This is a genomic window from Cytobacillus sp. FSL H8-0458 (genome assembly GCF_038002165.1).
Taxonomy (GTDB): domain Bacteria; phylum Bacillota; class Bacilli; order Bacillales; family Cytobacillaceae; genus Cytobacillus.
The window spans coordinates 1079006-1095167 of sequence record NZ_JBBOBR010000001.1; the positions used below are offsets into that span (position 1 = coordinate 1079006).

General features: G+C 42.0%; 17 protein-coding genes. 11 read left to right on the forward strand and 6 right to left on the reverse strand.

The features are described from left to right. Positions 1 to 77 precede the first annotated feature (77 nt). Positions 78 to 242 (reverse strand): hypothetical protein, encoded by a 165-nt coding sequence (locus tag NYE23_RS05530; protein ID WP_341076070.1) that lies wholly within the window; start codon positions 240 to 242, stop codon positions 78 to 80. 89 nt (positions 243 to 331) lie between these two features. On the opposite strand from NYE23_RS05530, the gene NYE23_RS05535 reads away from it, so the two are divergent. The 5 genes from NYE23_RS05535 (at position 332) to NYE23_RS05555 (ending at position 3429) form a co-directional block, all read left to right on the forward strand. Then, positions 332 to 1294 carry a LacI family DNA-binding transcriptional regulator gene (locus NYE23_RS05535; RefSeq protein WP_341076071.1) on the forward strand — a complete coding sequence of 321 codons (963 nt, stop codon included), beginning with the start codon at positions 332 to 334 and terminating at the stop codon, positions 1292 to 1294. A 691-nt stretch (positions 1295 to 1985) separates the two neighbouring features. After that, positions 1986 to 2459, forward strand: coding sequence for a hypothetical protein (locus NYE23_RS05540; protein WP_341076072.1), 474 nt, complete (start codon positions 1986 to 1988; stop codon positions 2457 to 2459). Continuing rightward, positions 2456 to 2965, forward strand: coding sequence for a hypothetical protein (locus NYE23_RS05545; RefSeq protein ID WP_341076073.1), 510 nt, complete (start codon positions 2456 to 2458; stop codon positions 2963 to 2965). Before NYE23_RS05540 ends, NYE23_RS05545 begins: the two co-directional genes overlap by 4 nt. A 73-nt stretch (positions 2966 to 3038) precedes the next feature. Continuing rightward, a complete protein-coding gene (locus NYE23_RS05550; RefSeq protein ID WP_341076074.1) occupies positions 3039 to 3236 on the forward strand; it encodes a transcription initiation factor TFIIIB in 198 nt (65 codons plus the stop codon). Positions 3237 to 3243: 7 nt separating this feature from the next. Continuing rightward, positions 3244 to 3429 carry a hypothetical protein gene (locus tag NYE23_RS05555; protein WP_163140913.1) on the forward strand — a complete coding sequence of 62 codons (186 nt, stop codon included), beginning with the start codon at positions 3244 to 3246 and terminating at the stop codon, positions 3427 to 3429. Between the two features lie 49 nt (positions 3430 to 3478). Here the strand turns inward: NYE23_RS05555 and NYE23_RS05560 are convergent, their stop codons facing one another. Next, a complete protein-coding gene (locus tag NYE23_RS05560; protein WP_341076077.1) occupies positions 3479 to 4888 on the reverse strand; it encodes a vWA domain-containing protein in 1410 nt (469 codons plus the stop codon). Between the two features lie 144 nt (positions 4889 to 5032). Here NYE23_RS05560 and NYE23_RS05565 point away from each other — a divergent pair, with 144 nt between their 5' ends. Continuing rightward, positions 5033 to 5575 carry a GNAT family N-acetyltransferase gene (locus NYE23_RS05565; RefSeq protein ID WP_341076078.1) on the forward strand — a complete coding sequence of 181 codons (543 nt, stop codon included), beginning with the start codon at positions 5033 to 5035 and terminating at the stop codon, positions 5573 to 5575. A 27-nt stretch (positions 5576 to 5602) separates the two neighbouring features. After that, positions 5603 to 5944 carry a n-acetylglutamate synthase gene (locus NYE23_RS05570; protein WP_341076081.1) on the forward strand — a complete coding sequence of 114 codons (342 nt, stop codon included), beginning with the start codon at positions 5603 to 5605 and terminating at the stop codon, positions 5942 to 5944. A 27-nt stretch (positions 5945 to 5971) separates the two neighbouring features. Here the strand turns inward: NYE23_RS05570 and NYE23_RS05575 are convergent, their stop codons facing one another. Both NYE23_RS05575 and NYE23_RS05580 read right to left on the reverse strand, forming a co-directional pair. Next, complete coding sequence (locus NYE23_RS05575) at positions 5972 to 7207, reverse strand: Bcr/CflA family efflux MFS transporter (RefSeq protein ID WP_341076083.1); 1236 nt, start codon at positions 7205 to 7207, stop codon at positions 5972 to 5974. Positions 7208 to 7346: 139 nt separating this feature from the next. Further along, positions 7347 to 7730: a VOC family protein gene (locus tag NYE23_RS05580; RefSeq protein WP_341076085.1), complete on the reverse strand. Its 384-nt coding sequence runs from the start codon at positions 7728 to 7730 to the stop codon at positions 7347 to 7349. 158 nt (positions 7731 to 7888) lie between these two features. On the opposite strand from NYE23_RS05580, the gene NYE23_RS05585 reads away from it, so the two are divergent. From NYE23_RS05585 to NYE23_RS05595, 3 genes are all read left to right on the forward strand, one after another. Beyond that, positions 7889 to 8185 (forward strand): hypothetical protein, encoded by a 297-nt coding sequence (locus NYE23_RS05585; protein ID WP_341076086.1) that lies wholly within the window; start codon positions 7889 to 7891, stop codon positions 8183 to 8185. Continuing rightward, entirely contained in the window at positions 8182 to 8688 is a 507-nt protein-coding gene (locus NYE23_RS05590) for a DUF3189 family protein (RefSeq protein ID WP_341076087.1), read from the forward strand. The genes NYE23_RS05585 and NYE23_RS05590 overlap by 4 nt, the downstream gene beginning before the upstream one ends. 161 nt (positions 8689 to 8849) lie before the next feature. Continuing rightward, the gene (locus tag NYE23_RS05595; protein ID WP_341076088.1) at positions 8850 to 9461 is read left to right on the forward strand and encodes a hypothetical protein; all 612 of its coding nucleotides are present in this window, start codon (positions 8850 to 8852) and stop codon (positions 9459 to 9461) included. 59 nt (positions 9462 to 9520) lie between these two features. Here the strand turns inward: NYE23_RS05595 and NYE23_RS05600 are convergent, their stop codons facing one another. Further along, complete coding sequence (locus NYE23_RS05600) at positions 9521 to 13210, reverse strand: polysaccharide deacetylase family protein (RefSeq protein ID WP_341076089.1); 3690 nt, start codon at positions 13208 to 13210, stop codon at positions 9521 to 9523. 268 nt (positions 13211 to 13478) lie between these two features. On the opposite strand from NYE23_RS05600, the gene NYE23_RS05605 reads away from it, so the two are divergent. Further along, complete coding sequence (locus NYE23_RS05605; RefSeq protein WP_341076090.1) at positions 13479 to 14975, forward strand: flavin monoamine oxidase family protein; 1497 nt, start codon at positions 13479 to 13481, stop codon at positions 14973 to 14975. A 328-nt stretch (positions 14976 to 15303) separates the two neighbouring features. On the opposite strand, the gene NYE23_RS05610 is transcribed toward NYE23_RS05605, so the two are convergent. Beyond that, positions 15304 to 15954, reverse strand: coding sequence for a 2OG-Fe(II) oxygenase (locus NYE23_RS05610; protein WP_445662581.1), 651 nt, complete (start codon positions 15952 to 15954; stop codon positions 15304 to 15306). Positions 15955 to 16162: the final 208 nt, after the last annotated feature.

Below are 16162 nucleotides of genomic sequence, written 5' to 3' on the forward strand. Positions count from 1 at the left end.
CATGCCTTCCTTTCGGGTTAGGATACATGATACTATACACGGAAACCTCATAAAATGGGAGTCTTAACTCCTGCCGGTTAAGTCTTATCCCCGTAGACATCAAATAAAGAGCTGTAGTAATCTTTTACATAAGTGTTCCTGTTTGCCTTCTTTTTCGGATAGAGGGAAATAGGAATAGATGACAGGGTAAGAATAGAACTGCATAATAAAACCAGATAGAATATTCCTGATAGAATGAACATGAAGGAAACCTCCTTTAGTTGTTTAGAAAAGCTTAATTTATGAAACGCATTTCATAGCAAGTAAAAAAGTGAAAAAAACAGGTGGGTGTATGGCAAATATTAAAGATATCGCTAAAAGAGCTGGAGTGTCGGTTACAACCGTATCAAGGGTGCTTAATAATCATCCCTATGTGAGGGAGGATAAGAGGGAAGCGGTCCTGCAGGCGATGGAGGAATTCAATTATCAGCGGAATATCAATGCTGTTCATTTGAGCAAAGGGGAGACTCTTCTTATTGGAGTGGTTGTTCCTTTTACCAATCACCCTTATTTCGGTCTGCTGGTAGAAGGGATTGCCAATGAAGCCATGAAAAACAACTATAAACTAGTTCTTTTTCAGACCAATTACGAGGAAGCCAGGGAAATTGAGGCTCTGAAAATGCTGCAGCATAAGCAAATTGATTCCTTAATCATTTGTTCAAGAATCTGCGGCTGGGAGGTCATCAGCCAGTTTACCGAGTATGGCCCCATTGTCCTTTGTGAAGATGCAAGGAATCAGAATGTATCTTCAACCTTTATCGATCATTATATGACGTTCACTAATGCTTTAGAGTATTTACATAATAAAGGGCATCAGAAAATCGGGTATTGCATTGGAAGAAGATCCGGCGCCAACAGCAGGAAGCGCGGAAAGGCCTACGCAGATTTTTTAAAACGAATTGGGGAGTCATATAATGAAGACTATATCTTTTATGAGTGTCTGAATTTTGAGCATGGCGAAGAAGTAGTTCAGCGGTTATTGAAGATGGATAATCCCCCAAGTGCGCTGCTGGTAACAAGTGATTTTGCTGCTGCCGGAATCGTCACTACCTGCAGGGAAAAAGGGATTCGCATCCCTGAGAATCTCGCGATTATGGGATTTGATAACCAGCCGATAGCCAAAATCATGCACATCACCACACTTGAAATCCCTCTGGTGGAAATGGGGAAAAAGCTGATGCTTCAAGCGATAAATAGTGAAAGCCATACTCATGAGGAAATATCAGTGAAGCTGATTGAGCGGCAGACTGTTTAGGAAGGCGGGCGCTGGTGTTGGGCGCAGAATCAGCAGCGGCTTCGGACACAGAAAGCCGAAATCAGAGTGTTTGAGTCGGAACCCAGCCCAACTTCGGACACAGAGAGCCGAAAACAGATTTTTTGAGTCCGAACCAGTAGCAACTTCGGACACAGGAAGCAGAAAACGGGGTGTATGAGTCAGAAGCTGGAGCAACTTCGGACACAAGAAGGCGGAAACCAGAGATCTGAGTCAGAATCAGGAGCAACTTCGGACACAGAAAGCCGGAACCGGAGTGTATGAGTCAGAAGCTGGAGCAACTTAGGACACAAGAAGCAGAAAAAAAGGGATCTGAGTCGAACCGACCCAACTTCGGACACAGAAAGCAGAACCCTGAATGTCTGAGTCAGAACACGAAGCAACTTCGGACAGAGAAAGCCGGAAACCAGAGATCTGAGTCCGAACCAGTAGCAACTTCGGACACAGAGAGCCGAAATCAAAGTGTTTGAGTCGGAACCCAGCCCAACTTCGGACACAAAAGGCAAAAAACGGAGTCTTAGAGTCAGAACCCGACCCAACTTCGGGCACAGAAGGAAAAATCACAGTATTTGAGTCCGAACCGAGCCCCGACTAAACAGTTAAAGAGAGCCACGACAGAATAATTATCCCTCCCCCCGCCAATACTAACCAAAAAATATGGGGCTGGTGTTACATGGGGTTCGTACTTTTGGTTTTTCTGGCCTGGCTGGTGCTTGTGCTGTTTACATCTATGAATAAGAAGCTGACGTTTATTGAAAATACCTTTGTTTATTTGGCAGCGATGGTCATTCATATTAATGTTACGTGGATTGTATATGAAGAGCTGAATGTGGCACATATTTCCCAGCAGATCTTAAACAACTCCGCCTTTTTAATACATAGAAGCATAACGCTTCCAATTACATTAGCAATCACATTAAATTTAGTAAGGACAGCGCCTTCACTGAGTTCAAAGTTTATTAAAGTGGCGGTTTCTGTTGCTTTCCTTGTTTCTGCTGTGATGATTGCCAGGTATTTTGGAATTGTGGATTATAAAAAATGGAATATTGGCTATGAAATCATCTATTTATTCCTCCTGCATTTAGTGGTTCAATTCTTACTGAAGTATTTTGGGCAGCTTAAAACAAGAGGGGTGAATGAAGCATGAAATTCTGGAAGGACTTCGGCGGCAATGAGCTTTATCTTTTACTCATGGTTGCTGCTGCCTATCTTGTTTATTTTCTCCTTATAAGAAGGCCGGACAGGCTGGCGAAGCAGATCAGAGTGCTGAGTTTGCTTTGGGGCATGGCTATCGGGATACTTTATGATTTCACCATAGGCGGGGGCAGAACCGATTTTTATAAGATTAATGATCTAAATAATTATGAAGTGACAGATATTTTATACTATATATTATTCGCCCCATTTGGCTACTTCTTTTTTTACCTATATGAAAAACTGAACATCAGCAATAAGACGTTCCTTGTTTATGTGTTGGTGTGGGCCTTTTTTGGAGTTTTTTTTCAATGGGTTTTAACGGCCGCGGATATTATTACCCTGCAAAAAGGGTATAAGCTCATTCATTCCTTCCCCATCTTTTTGCTGACTCAGACACTGACAGGTGTTTATATTCAGGTGCTCAAATCAAAGGAATCACTTACAGCAGCTGAATAGCCGCATTTACTGTTTTCATGAAACTTTTTCCTGCTTCTGAACGTATGAATTACTAAAAGAAGGGGAAAGGAGAATGAATATGAAAGCAGACAATTGTCCAAAGTGCAGATCTAATGAGCTGGGGAAAGGGAAGCATTCGGGTTATGGCGTCATGTTTCCTGTGGATAAGATGAGTCTCGGTTCTGATATTGAATACGTTATATGCACTAGCTGCGGTTTTATCATTGAAGGGTATGTAAAAAAGCCGGAGAAGTTTAAAAATAGAATGTAGGAGCATCATGAAAAAATATAAGTTAAAGAATCATTTTAAAGGATTAAAAAAGGGAACTCACTTTTACTTGATTGCTGAATCTGAATTTATTGGCATTAAAGAATATGTACTGCGGACAAAAGATTTATCATACCGGATCTCAATTAATGAGGCTGAGCTGAAGAGGAATTTTATTTTCATACCCAAAGAGTAAAAAAAGAATGCTCAGAGCATGCCGCCCGGAGCATTCTTAAGAAATTTTGTCACCAAATATCCCCGCGTTCTTTCTTCAGAGCCTTCATTTTTTCAACCCATTCGTCTACTCTTTGTCTAATTTGATCACTTTCCGTTTCAGCTGTATTCCGATTTTTTTCGTGCAGCTTCATATACAGATCCTTCATCTGGCCGCTGCGTTCATAGCCCCATTCCCGGAGTTCGGATCGCTGCTCATCCGTGATCCAGCCCTTATCTCCCATAATGGTGACGGCATCCAGGATTCGGTGTGATTCACGCCTGCCGATTGTAAATAATTGGCGGGGATAAATTTCACCGATTTTATATTCATCCATCATTTCCCACGGGCTTGGTGCCATTGTAAAAGCCCATGCGAGGTCACCGGCAGACGGAAGCCACTCGTATTGAATGGTGTCTTTCAGATCGTCGGGACTGTCTGCTTTAAAGTACTCCCCGTTGCCGGCTTCGGCTACTGCTTTTAATTGATCCTCGGCCTTGCCGTCTACATCAAACCCAATGATATTTACAGTATTGCTGCTGTTGTTTTTCACAAGGTGCTCGCTGGCCTTGACAGGGTCGCCGTCACATGTTTCGGCACCGTCGCTGACAATGTAGATCGTGGTGGAGCCGTCATAGCCGCTGCTCATTTCTGCTGCTTTTTGAATGGCGCCGGCAAGAGGCGTCCAGCCTTTGCTTTCAAATGAATCAACAGCTTCGTGAAATTCCTTCTTGGAATAGTTGCTCATAGGATAGACTTCCTCAACACCAGAGCAGGAAATTTTTTTATCAGCGTCTGCTTCAGAGCCTTTATGGCCATAGACCACTAGGGATACATCACTGCTTTGGCCAATCGTCTGGGCGAAACTCTTGACGGCGCTTTTAGCAATATCCATTTTCACTTTGCCGTCTGCCTGCAGCAGCATGGATGAACTGGCATCCAGAAGAATAATGGCCTGTTCTGCTGCCTTTTTTTCTTCTTCTCCGGGTTCTGACTTGGTGGGATCCGGCAGGTAAGGTTCTTCAAAATCGGGTTTGTAGGCATTGGACTTTTCAATAATGTCTTTATAATGTGGACTCGCCAGCAGGGAAATTAGCCCTTTTTTAATAGAGTCTGTATCTTTGGCTTCCTCCGTCAGCTCTTCCAGTTTGGTCGTCATCTTCCGTAAAAGTTCAGGATCAGTTTCCGGTATAACTTCAATGGCTTCAATGTCTTTTTCGTATGTAAGGTTATCCATTAGGGTTCCAGGAGGCAAATTTAGCAGGGTTTCTTCAGAGACCTCTAAATTAATATTCTTAGACTCTGCTAAAATGCTTACCTGCTTTTGTTCTTTTTTTTGCTCTTCTTTAACAGGTGAATCAGCGGCTGTTTTCTCTTTGTCATTGCTGCACGCGGAAAGAATCAATCCGGCAGACAGCAGCCATAGACCATAACGTTTCACAGAAATTCTCCTTTTGTTTATATTTTACTAATAATAGAGTGTAACATGGATAAAGCTGGTTTTGAAGTAATTTCCATATGATAGGATTTTTTTACAGCAATTTGGTATAGTTGAAGATAGATATTTTGCAGAGGAGGCAGTCCGTTGGAAAAAGCATTTCCGATTCTTGAAACAGAAAGATTAATTTTAAGAGAAGCAACTGAAGAAGATGCAAAAGATATGTTTGTATACCTGTCAGATCAGCTGGTTATAAAGCATATGGGAATCTCAGCCTGTGAAACTCCCGAGGAGGTGCTTGGAGAAATAGAATGGTATAAATCCATTTATAAAAATGGCACAGGAATGCGCTGGGGCATCACCTTAAAGGATTCTGGGAAGGTCATTGGGAGCTGCGGTTTCCTGAATAGGAATCCGAAACATTACCGATGCGAAGTCGGATATGAACTAAGCAGGGAGCATTGGGGAAAAGGAATAGCGAATGAAGCCCTTGAGAGGGTTTTACAATTCGGCTTTGAACACCTTGAGCTTGAAAGGATAGAAGCCTTGATCGAGCCAAAAAATCTTTCGTCCCAGAAGCTGGTTGAAAGGCAGGGCTTCACAAGAGAAGGACTGCTTAGGCATTATGAATATACTAACGGGAAATTTGATGATTTGTATATGTACTCCATTTTAAGAGGGGATTTATAAATCGATACATAACAGGAGGATATTTTCATGAACTACAATGGCCGTACCTTTGTATCTGTGCAAAATACAGATAATGGTGAAGTTTCATCAAAGACATTTTTTCATTATAAACAGGAAGGGAATATAATATCTGCTGCTTATGGCGGGGGAGAGATCATTCAGGGGACGCTGATTGGAATTGCCAATGAAGACGGATGTTTAGAATTCAGATATAACCATGTGAATAACAAAAATCAGCTGCGCGGCGGAAAATGTCTCTCTACCCCTGAAATATTGCCGGACGGCCGCATCAGACTGCATGAAAAATGGCAATGGCAGGATGATGAAGGAACAGAAGGACAGTCGATTATCGAGGAAGTAAGAGAATAAAGCAGGCGGCATGCCAGCCGGAGGGAATTATCCCTCCGCATGCAGCTTCAGGTTCTGTCGGCTTCTTTTTGTTTTCTCTTTCGTTAGGGTGAAGAAGAAAACAAAGCCGATGAATGATGTAATAAACAAGATGGCACCCATTGGCACGGCAGTGGTTTCATCAATGCTCACCAAAGGGGAAACAGCCGAACCCAGCACTAAAGGAAGCATTCCAATAACGGCGCTGGCACTGCCGGCACGATGCCCCTGATTTTTCATCGCCAATGTAAACGAGCTGGTGATGATCATCCCCATTGAAGTCATATAGATAAAAATAGGAATGACAAGCATGAATAGCGGTCCTTTAATGATGGTCATAATTAAGAGAAACGAAGTTGCACTGACCGCAATGCAGACCGCTGTCCGGAGCAGGCTTCTTTCCGGAATGACACCTGCCAGACGGCCAATCAGGAAACTCCCCGTAATGATGGCCAATCCATTAATGCCAAACAGGATGCTGAACACCTGAGGCGATACACCATAAATACCCTGATAGACAAAGGGTGTCCCCGAAACATAAGCAAAGCTTCCGCCATGTATGAAACCAACGATAAGGGCATACCCGATGAAGGAACGGTCCCTGAAAAGTCCCCCCATGCTTTTAACGGAATTCCCAATGGAGCTTGGGACCCTTTTTTCTGGAGGAAGGGTTTCTTTTAATCGGAAATAAATCACAATGGTAATAAATAATCCCAAAAAGCTTAGAAAATAAAAGATGGTTTCCCAGCTTGCAAAGGGAATCAGAAGCAGCGCACCGCCTGTCATGGGCGCAATCATTGGAGCGGTTGCATTAATGACCATAAGCAAAGCAAAAAATTTCGTCAGCTCTTTACCGCTGAACACATCACGGACAACTGCCCGGGAAAGGACGATACCGGCAGAGGCAGTTAATCCCTGCAGAAAGCGGGCAGCAATAAAGGCCGCAATATTGGGTGATATGGCGCATAATAGGGAAGATAAGGCAAAGAGAGAAATCCCGATTAGAAGAGGTTTTCTTCTTCCCTGCGAATCACTGACCGGTCCGACAATAACCTGTCCAACCGCAAGTCCAATCAAACAGGCTGTCAGACTCATCTGAACAAGTGAAGCTCGGGCACTGAAATCTTCAGCGATATCTGGAAAGCCCGGCAAATACATATCAATATTGAATGGCCCCAAAATGCCAAGCATGCTGAGGAGAAATGCCAGCGCTAGCCGCTCTTTTCCAGTCGGATTGTGAATCATAATATTAAACACCTTTCTTTCTATGAAGCTGTTACTCTTTTACATAAATATGGCTAGTATACGTGAGGCAAAGGGGGATGTCCAGCGGGGGATGCTGTAAATAAAAAAATCCATGGCCATATAGCCACAGATTCTTTCATTAGCAATTGCAGATCATTAATACATTTCCATCAGGGTCCTGAAAGTTGAAATAAGCAAAATCTCCAATACGCTCTATTTCTTTTACAATGGTGATTCCATGATCTTTTACAAACGTGTAGGCCACATCGATATCATGGGCAAAGAAATTAAATAAAACGTGACCGGAAGGAGTCCATTTGAAGGATGGATCAAAGGTGTGGTCATCCAGTGTAAGTCCGGTTTGAGAGGTGACCGGAATGTTGTATACCGGCGATTCCACATCATCCATATTAAAAGGCAGTCCAAGCAGGCTGCTATACCATTCAGCCGACTTTTTCAGGTCCTTGACATGAATAAACACATTGTTCACTTTGCCTGCGATCGGGGAAGCAATTGAATTCATCTACCTCACCACTTTCATTGTATTTATTTTACATATTCTCTATATAGAGGGAAATCCCTTTTTTGGCTGCCTGGGTGCGGCTATTTTTTGTTAATTAAAAACATCTGAATGGAGCAAAATAGATAGTAGCAGGAAAATAAGATTGCAGAGGTGGTAACATGGAGGCATTTCCGATCATTCATACGAACTTCTGGGATGCCATAATCGCAGTGCCATTAGTGGTCCTGCTGACCCAGCTGGGCAAGATGCTCTTTAAAATTCCTAAGCCATATGTTCCAGGGCTGGCTAATCTCCTTGGACTCATCATATCTGTATTCTTTGCACACAGGAATAATCTGTGGGCTGGCATTTTTATGGGCTTTTTTTATGGAAATGCGGCTGCAGGATTATATTCTTCCTTAAAGGCACAAATCCTCGCCTTTCGGAAGACTGGTGAAGGAGGAAATAAAAATTGATCTATATCTATCATGATTTTGGGGGAACTCATACAACATCCCTTGCAGCAGCATACCATCTGAAAATCATTCAGAATCGAAAACTTAAAAAAGAAGAAGTCATTCAGGTGCCATTTTTTAATAAATTGACAAAGAAAGATGCAGGAACTCTTATTTTTCATGGTACAGACGAAGAGGATAATCCGGTATATACTCTTGGAAGAAGGTCTTCCAAACTGACAATTGAAACTCTGCATCACTTTTGTCTCTTATTAAGTAACCATAAAGCAATTCACGAGAAAATCATCCTCTCTAATACTTCACCTGCTGTTCCGATCATTATGTCAATCGGTGGATTCTTAGCCCACGGCCTGGGGCTGGGTACATTAGGAACACCGCTTTTGATAAAAGGAGCCCAGCAGTGCAGCGGGAATATTCTTGACCTTGTGAATGAAACAAAAAAGACTGCTGCCGGCTCAGATGCCGCGATAGTAAAAATTGATAATAAAAAGTTCCAGGCATAAGAAAAGAATCTGAAATTTAAGATGGTTCTTTTCTTATGCGGGGTGATATACAGAAATAGAAGTAAGCAAATTATGATAGTAACTAATTATACCCCCATAATATATGGATACTCCTCCGAATACTTTGAATATAATCAATAACTAGTCTTGAGGAGAATATTATGAAATCACCAGCTAAGGGAGCCCTTGTCATGGTAATAGCAGGGGCTTTAACGTTTTCTGCTGCCAATGGCATATTGAAAGCAACTGAACTTTTTTCAGCGGAAAATTCATCTGTTTTAACAGGTATTCAAAAAAAATCTGAAGCATACATACAACATGACAAAAAGGCTGAATCAAAAACAGTGGCTGTAAAAAATAAGGTGAAACAAAAAACGGAGGAAAATACTCCTGCTTCTGCAGAATCCCCCATAAAGGGAGAAAGCAATGAGGCAATTGCTGCTGTGCAAAAGGATACCGAAGTATCGAGCCGGAAACCTGCAGCAAAACCAGTGATTAAAACGGAATCTGTATCAGCCAAAAAGCCTTCGGCTCCGGAGCCTGCTTCTGCGCCTTCAGGAAATAAGACAACAAGTGAACCCGCAAAACCTGTGACCAGCCCAAAAGATACCCAAGCACCTGCCTCTGGCACTGGAGGGAATAGTACAGCAAGTCCTGCAGAAGAAGTTCTAAACCATGGCAAGCAGGTTTCTCAGGAGGCTAAAGAAAAGGCTGAGAGCAGAAGGGCGGATAAAGGAAATGAAAACAAAGAAAGCAATGGGAAGAACTTATAGACTTCCTGGATCATGAAAAATCCAAAGGCCTCTCCCGCAATTGGGAAAGGCCTTTTATTTTATTTAGTATTCATCAAGGAATGATCCTGGGTTGCGTTTCCTTTACGTTTTAATTTGTTCCAGCCGACAGTAACTCCTTTTATGGCGGAGAAAATCGATTTTACCACTACATAGGTCATCAGCTGTTTATATAAAATTCGCTGCAAAAACAATGAGGCCAGTGGTTTAGGATTTTCTTTTTCCAGCCTGAACGCATATAAGGAGGTAAAGAAATCCATCAAGTAAAATAGTATAAAACCAATGGCTGCTTTTTCTGGTTTCGTGCTGAATAGAGCAAAAAGAAATAGGATATCTGCAATAGGAGAAATCGTTTGATAAACATATTGAAAAAGCCACATGTTTGGAAGGGCTACATACCCTAATGACTGATGTTTCCTGTTAAATAACGCCTCCCTATGTTTCCAGAGGCATTGAAGAGTCCCATATACCCAACGGTAGCGCTGTTTTGCCAGGCTTTTAATATCTTCCGGCACTTCAGTATAAGCATAGGCCTTTTCTTCAAATTCAATTTTCTTTCCATTGCGCAATAGGGCAAGCGTTATATCCGTATCCTCTGCAAGTGTATCCTCGCTAAAGCAGCCTGCTTCTTCAACCGCAGACTTTTTCCATGCACCGATTGCACCTGGTACTACAGTAATACAGTTGAGAGCGGCGAAGGCTCTTCTTTCCAGGTTAAAGCCTGTCACATATTCAATGTGCTGCCAGTTCGTCAGGAGATTCCCTTTATTGCCAACCTTGACATTACCTGACACAGCAGCTACCTGATCGTCCTTAAAATGGCTGACAAGCAATGGTATAGCATTTTCTGCAATAAGCGTATCGGCATCTAAAGCAACCACAATTTCTCCCTTAGCTTCCTTGAATCCAAGGTTTACAGCTGAAGACTTTCCGCCATTGGCTTTTTTAATTAATCTGACGCCGGGATTGTCTGCAAAAGCTTCCTCAACGGCACGGGCCGTCTGATCCTTTGAGCCATCATCAATAACCAGTATTTCAAAAGCAGAATAGTCACTGGTTAAAATGGAATCTATAGTTTTGCAGATGACCTTTTCCTCATTATAAGCAGCAATGACCACACTGACATATGGAGTAAATCCAGGGTCAATCTTTGTCTCTTTATACCTCTTAACCTGTTTCCTAGACAGGAAAACAAGAAAAATCAGACGCAAAATTCCTAAAAGGATGGCTGAATAAAACAAAAAGCTGATGCCGGTGTTCCAGTTTTTAAGGATTTTAAAAACGGCACTATCATATACAGAATAAGGGTTTTCCTGATCGGCAAAAGGCATGATCTCACTGTCACTTTTCTCAATTAAGCCGGCAGTAGTTGAAAATGTATAGCCGCGGCTTTTAAGTGTTTCAATAATAATCGGAAGGGCCTCAACTGTTTTGGAGCGGTCACCCCCGGCATCATGAAGCAAAATAACATTCCCTTCTGACAGCTGATCCAATGTTTGATTTACAAGATCATCTGCTGTGGCTCCCTGCCAATCTCCAGAGTCAATGGATTGGCCGACCATGGTATAGCCAAGCTTCTGGGCTTCCATTATAGGAAGCTGCTCATTTTTTGTGGCCAGTTCCGTATCTGCAATGTATGGAGGCCGGAAAAGAGTCATAGAACGCCCAGTTATGCCTTGAATTAAGCGTTGTGTTGCATTCAATTCCATCCGCAGACGAGAAGGTGTGATGGATGTAATATCTGGATGTGTAAAGGTATGGTTTCCAATTTCATGCCCCTCATCATAAATTCTTTTAACAAGCTGAGGATGCATCAAAGCATTTTCCCCAACAACAAAAAAAGTGCCTTTCACCTTATATCTGTTCAATATGTCCAGTATTTCTGGAGTGTAGGATGGATCAGGACCGTCATCAAACGTAAGGACGACTTCTTTTTTACTTGATTGTCCATGTCGGATTACTTCAAAAGGCTTTGGATATTTGACATAGGATTCCTTTTTTATCATTCCATTGGAATCCATTTCAATTGTCCTTCTTCCTTTTTCTTTTTGTGATGCGATTTTCAATATTTCTCCGTTCCCGGTATGAAGGGCTGAAAAATGACTATCAAAGGTACTAAGCACTTGAGATGGTTTTTTGGCTTCATTAGTCTTGTTAAGAAAATTCCAAATCGAAGGATCCTCGGAACCGAGCCGCCATATGGCAATGCCAGTAGAATCTCTATTTAGAGCAAGGTTCATCTGGTTATAAAAAGTGGCAGCATCCAAAAACCAGACAGTATGATTTTTTCCATTCTGTGTATATCGTAAGTAGGGGTTTCCAGCTTCCATACTCCAATTGATATGGAGGTTCGCTTCCCTGCCCATCTTCATGATATCCCCAAACGTCATTTCAGCTGCAGGTTCATTAGAATTTTCTTCCCAGTTGTAACCGTATGTTCCAAGGCCTGCAACCAATTTGCCGGAGGGAATATCAGTTTGATTCAAGTTCTCCTTTACCCAATCTGTTTGAGCGACAGGCCCTGGTGCGCTCATGGAGTAATGCTGGTCATAAAGCATCACAATGACACGGTCGGCGTATTTAGCCAAAGAAGCATAATCATAGCTTTCATCATTCGGCGGAACATCCAATGTTACCATTAAATCTACCTTATGAAAGGCTTTGTACACCTTACTCATGAATTGTGTAAAATTATCCCTGTCAGAAGGTTTAATCGCTTCGAAGTCAATATTAATCCCATCGAAATTATTTGATACCACATAAAAAATCATATCTTCAATAAAGCGGTCTTCAGCCCCTGGAACAGTGAATAACCTATGCAGAACATCTGAATCCCATTTGCCGTCTATAAAATTATTTACTAATGGCAAAACCTTGATTTCATGTTCTTTAGCTTCTTTTACAATGGATGGGTCAATGGAGGACTTGACCTTTAGATCTGGTGTAACCTGCATCCATTCAGGTACCAAAGTAGTTATAGACTCTTTATTTTTCTTGAAAGATATTTTACTATTTTCGTCCCAATTGACATAGAATCCATAAACTTCTTGATTTTGATCAATTTGTGCCATATTAAGCTTTGCTGGAATTTTGGCATCAGCGTTTGTTTCTTGAACCTGAGATTCCGAATCTTTTTCATTGAAAGGCTTGTCAATGGGCTCTATCTGTGTGTTTGAAGTGTGTTGATCCAGAGTCAATGCAGGGAATTTGGGAGCTGTATTAAGGCTCTCAATAAAAAATGCTGAAATCACTGCAATTAATAGAGTGAAGCCTGCAGTCATACGCTTGATTAGAGACCATCGCCTTTTAGCAGGATCAAGAAATATAGATTCCTGTTTTCCATCATTTTTTTTCAGCCCCAGATTATAAAACCAGAGGAAGAAAAAATAGCAGACAAGTCCAACAACCCCTCCTAAAATACCTGAAACAACTGAATCGGAAGATAATATTCCGCTTTTAAGACTTGAAATCAGCCAGAAATTTTCTAATGGGCCAAAATCCATGTAAGGCAGCTTATCTATGTATGGGATAAAAACAGTAATCAGAGAGCCCAGGAATAAGGCAATAATATTAAGGCCCAGAATCAGTGAACAAGCAAACAACAATGGAATTTTATAACTATCCAAAGGTAGAAATGCCAGAAAGAAACCTGTAGTACTTGCGATTGCTCCTGCGGTACCAGATACAGGGGCAAACAGAGATCTGACAATCCACCTAAAAAAAAGATCCACATTTATTCCTCCCAATATGTAGTGTTAAGTATGTAAGCATCAGGAGTTTAATAGGGTATGCCGGTACTCCCAACCCTCCATTTTTCTGAGAAAAATGACCATCAACAAAAATTTAGGGTTTCATTCCTTAATTTTGGGGGTAGGTAAAAATTTTGTGCCGATTTTTTAATGGTAAAACTGGTTAAACATAAAAGATGCATATTGTAAACCTGTCCGGCAGTATGATGAAGTAATAGCTATTTGTCAGATCGCCGGAGGGAGAATAGGAATGGCCTATTATCGGGATCCGCAGTTATCAGTTGAAGAAATGCTTTCCATCATCAGAAACGGACTCGGCATTTCACAGGTCCAGAAAAAAATTATTGTTGTCGGAGCCGGTATGTCCGGGCTGGTAGCTGCTTCACTGCTGAAGGATGCCGGTCATGATGTAACGGTTTTAGAAGCAACACAAAGGGTTGGCGGCAGGATTTTTACGATGAGAGAGCCGTTCATGGACGATTTGTACCTGGATGTTGGCGCCATGCGAATTCCCCATAATCATCCATTAGTCCTTGAGTATATTAAAAAATTCCGTTTAAAAGTAAATGAATTCAGGAACACAACACCCCAGGACCTGATCTTTGCCAATGGAATAAAAACCAATCGAACTGCCTATCAGAAGAATCCGGATATTCTGTGCTACCCGGTTGCACCGCATGAAAAAGGGAAGACAGCGGAAGAGCTGCTCACGATGGCAATAAAGCCGGTTGCAGATTTTATTAATCAAAACCCCGGACAAAATTGGAATATCGTAGTTAGAGAGTTTGACCGGTATCCCATGAGCTATTTTCTCAGATACAATCCAGTGGGGCCTGGCCTATCACCTGGAGCTCTTGAAAGCATTAAAGTTCTGCTGGGTCTGGAAGGGTTTCCGGAGATGAGCTTTCCGGCCATTCTGCGGGAACTTCTTCCTTTATTTAGCCCGGACATTCATTTTTATGAAATAGAGGGAGGGAATGATAAGCTCCCAAATGCTTTTTTGCCTCAGTTAAAACAAGATCTTAATTTCGGCTATCAGATGACAAAAATAGAGCAGGGTCATGAGCAGGTTACCATTCATGCCAGACATACCCTGAGCCAACGGCCTTTGGCAGTAACTGGTGATCTGGCCATTATCACCATTCCGTTTTCTTTGCTCTCCTTCGTTGAAGTCGTTCCCCGGCATTCATTTTCCCATAATAAATGGAAAGCCATTCGGGAACTTCATTATGTTTCTTCCACGAAAATCGGACTGCAGTTTAAGCAGCGATTCTGGGAACGTGAAGGGCTGCATGGAGGGAAGCTGATGACAGATCTGCCCATTCGCTTCGCTGCATATCCAAGCCATCTGATCGGGTCTTCAGGTTCGGGGGTGATTATGGCAAGCTATACCTGGGAAGATGATACTTTATCCTGGGATAATCTTAAAGAAGGTGACCGGATCCGGAATGCCCTTGACAATTTGGCTGTTGTTCATGGCAATCAGGTTTACGAGCATTTCTTAACAGGAGCTTCCCATAGCTGGTCGCAGTACCCTTTTTCCGGCGGTGCCTTCTCGATGTTCAAGCCGAACCAGGAAACAGAGCTGTACCCAGCAATTCCTGTCCCTGAGGGAAGAGTTCATTTCGCCGGAGAACATACTTCCACAGCCCCGGGCTGGATTGAAGGAGCAATTCAATCAGGCATAAGGGCTGCAAGTGAAGTGACTGATTTGCCCAGAGGGTATTATAGGTGGTATAAAGGCTAAAATGCGACAAAAATGTCTGTTTTTGACGTTAAAATGTGCCTTTAGATAGGCACTTTTTAACGATTTTCCAACAAATTGTACAAGACAGGTGTAAACGCTTTCAATTATAATTGAAGTATCAGATAGGAAAGGGGGATGCGTTCAGGTGGAACTTTTAATGGAGCAATGTGAACATGGCCAGCAGGAAGGACCTTGTGAAGAGTGTGCCCCCAATAAAGAAGGGGAAGAGACTTTCGATACCTCTGATTATGACTATCATAAGAGACTGTGGTTTTAAAGAAAGCAGGACCTAAAAAACGCTTGGGAACAAATTTCCCAAGCGCTTTTTTCATAGTTTCTTTCTCCTCATCCATTGCGTGGCCGCCCATTTATCACCTATGACAACAGGTGCTCCGCCATGAAGTGTCAGATCGTTTATGTTCTGGTCATTGTAAAAATATTCAAAGTACACCGCCATGCCTTTTTGTGGAGATACAGAGAGGTTAAGCTTTGGGAAATACGTTTCCCCGCCCTGTTCCACATCATTCAGGTACATGACAAGCGTGCTGATCCTCGGATTGCTTGCTGCTCTGCTGGTTGAAGAGAAGAAGTCATAGTGTGCTTTATATTCCTGGCCTATTTTATAATTAAGAATCTGCAGCCCTTCACCATGCTCAACAGGAATGTTCATGATTTGTGATACTCTTTTCTCGATTCTGGCGACGATTTCATTTTCCCCTTCCTCGAAAAACGTACTGCTGCTGGTTCTGAGTTCATCCACTTCAAGGGAGTTGGCAACTTTTGAACGCTGCATGCGATCTTTTGACTGCTGAATCAGCTGGTCACATTCTTCATCGCTCAAAACATTTCCAAGTACCACAATTAATGGTTCTGCGAATTTAGCGATTATTTGAATTTCCCGATCTTCTGTAATAATTTTATTTCCAGCATGATCAAAAATCGTTGGCTCTTTAATAGATGAATCCATTGCCATGTACATCAACCTCTTTTATTTAGTTTTCTGAAAATTCAATATATTTTGGTGCTGCTTTACGTATTTCTATTTGTGCGTCCTATACCAGTTTTTCAGCTGGCTGAATTTATTTTACACTCTGATATGAAGGAATTCTATCTTTTTTTTTTTCTGGAAAACTATAAAAAATTAAAAGAAAGCGTCCGCATTTTATGGATTTAACGGAATATATTTC

Bases quoted from the DNA above. Each gene is read 5' to 3' on its own strand.
- NYE23_RS05530 (WP_341076070.1), bottom strand. From the start codon at position 242: ATGTTCATTCTATCAGGAATATTCTATCTGGTTTTATTATGCAGTTCT.
- NYE23_RS05535 (WP_341076071.1), top strand. From the start codon at position 332: ATGGCAAATATTAAAGATATCGCTAAAAGAGCTGGAGTGTCGGTTACA.
- NYE23_RS05540 (WP_341076072.1), top strand. From the start codon at position 1,986: ATGGGGTTCGTACTTTTGGTTTTTCTGGCCTGGCTGGTGCTTGTGCTG.
- NYE23_RS05545 (WP_341076073.1), top strand. From the start codon at position 2,456: ATGAAATTCTGGAAGGACTTCGGCGGCAATGAGCTTTATCTTTTACTC.
- NYE23_RS05550 (WP_341076074.1), top strand. From the start codon at position 3,039: ATGAATATGAAAGCAGACAATTGTCCAAAGTGCAGATCTAATGAGCTG.
- NYE23_RS05555 (WP_163140913.1), top strand. From the start codon at position 3,244: ATGAAAAAATATAAGTTAAAGAATCATTTTAAAGGATTAAAAAAGGGA.
- NYE23_RS05570 (WP_341076081.1), top strand. From the start codon at position 5,603: ATGAACTACAATGGCCGTACCTTTGTATCTGTGCAAAATACAGATAAT.
- NYE23_RS05575 (WP_341076083.1), bottom strand. From the start codon at position 7,207: ATGATTCACAATCCGACTGGAAAAGAGCGGCTAGCGCTGGCATTTCTC.
- NYE23_RS05580 (WP_341076085.1), bottom strand. From the start codon at position 7,730: ATGAATTCAATTGCTTCCCCGATCGCAGGCAAAGTGAACAATGTGTTT.
- NYE23_RS05585 (WP_341076086.1), top strand. From the start codon at position 7,889: ATGGAGGCATTTCCGATCATTCATACGAACTTCTGGGATGCCATAATC.
- NYE23_RS05595 (WP_341076088.1), top strand. From the start codon at position 8,850: ATGAAATCACCAGCTAAGGGAGCCCTTGTCATGGTAATAGCAGGGGCT.
- NYE23_RS05605 (WP_341076090.1), top strand. From the start codon at position 13,479: ATGGCCTATTATCGGGATCCGCAGTTATCAGTTGAAGAAATGCTTTCC.
- NYE23_RS05610 (WP_445662581.1), bottom strand. From the start codon at position 15,954: ATGTACATGGCAATGGATTCATCTATTAAAGAGCCAACGATTTTTGAT.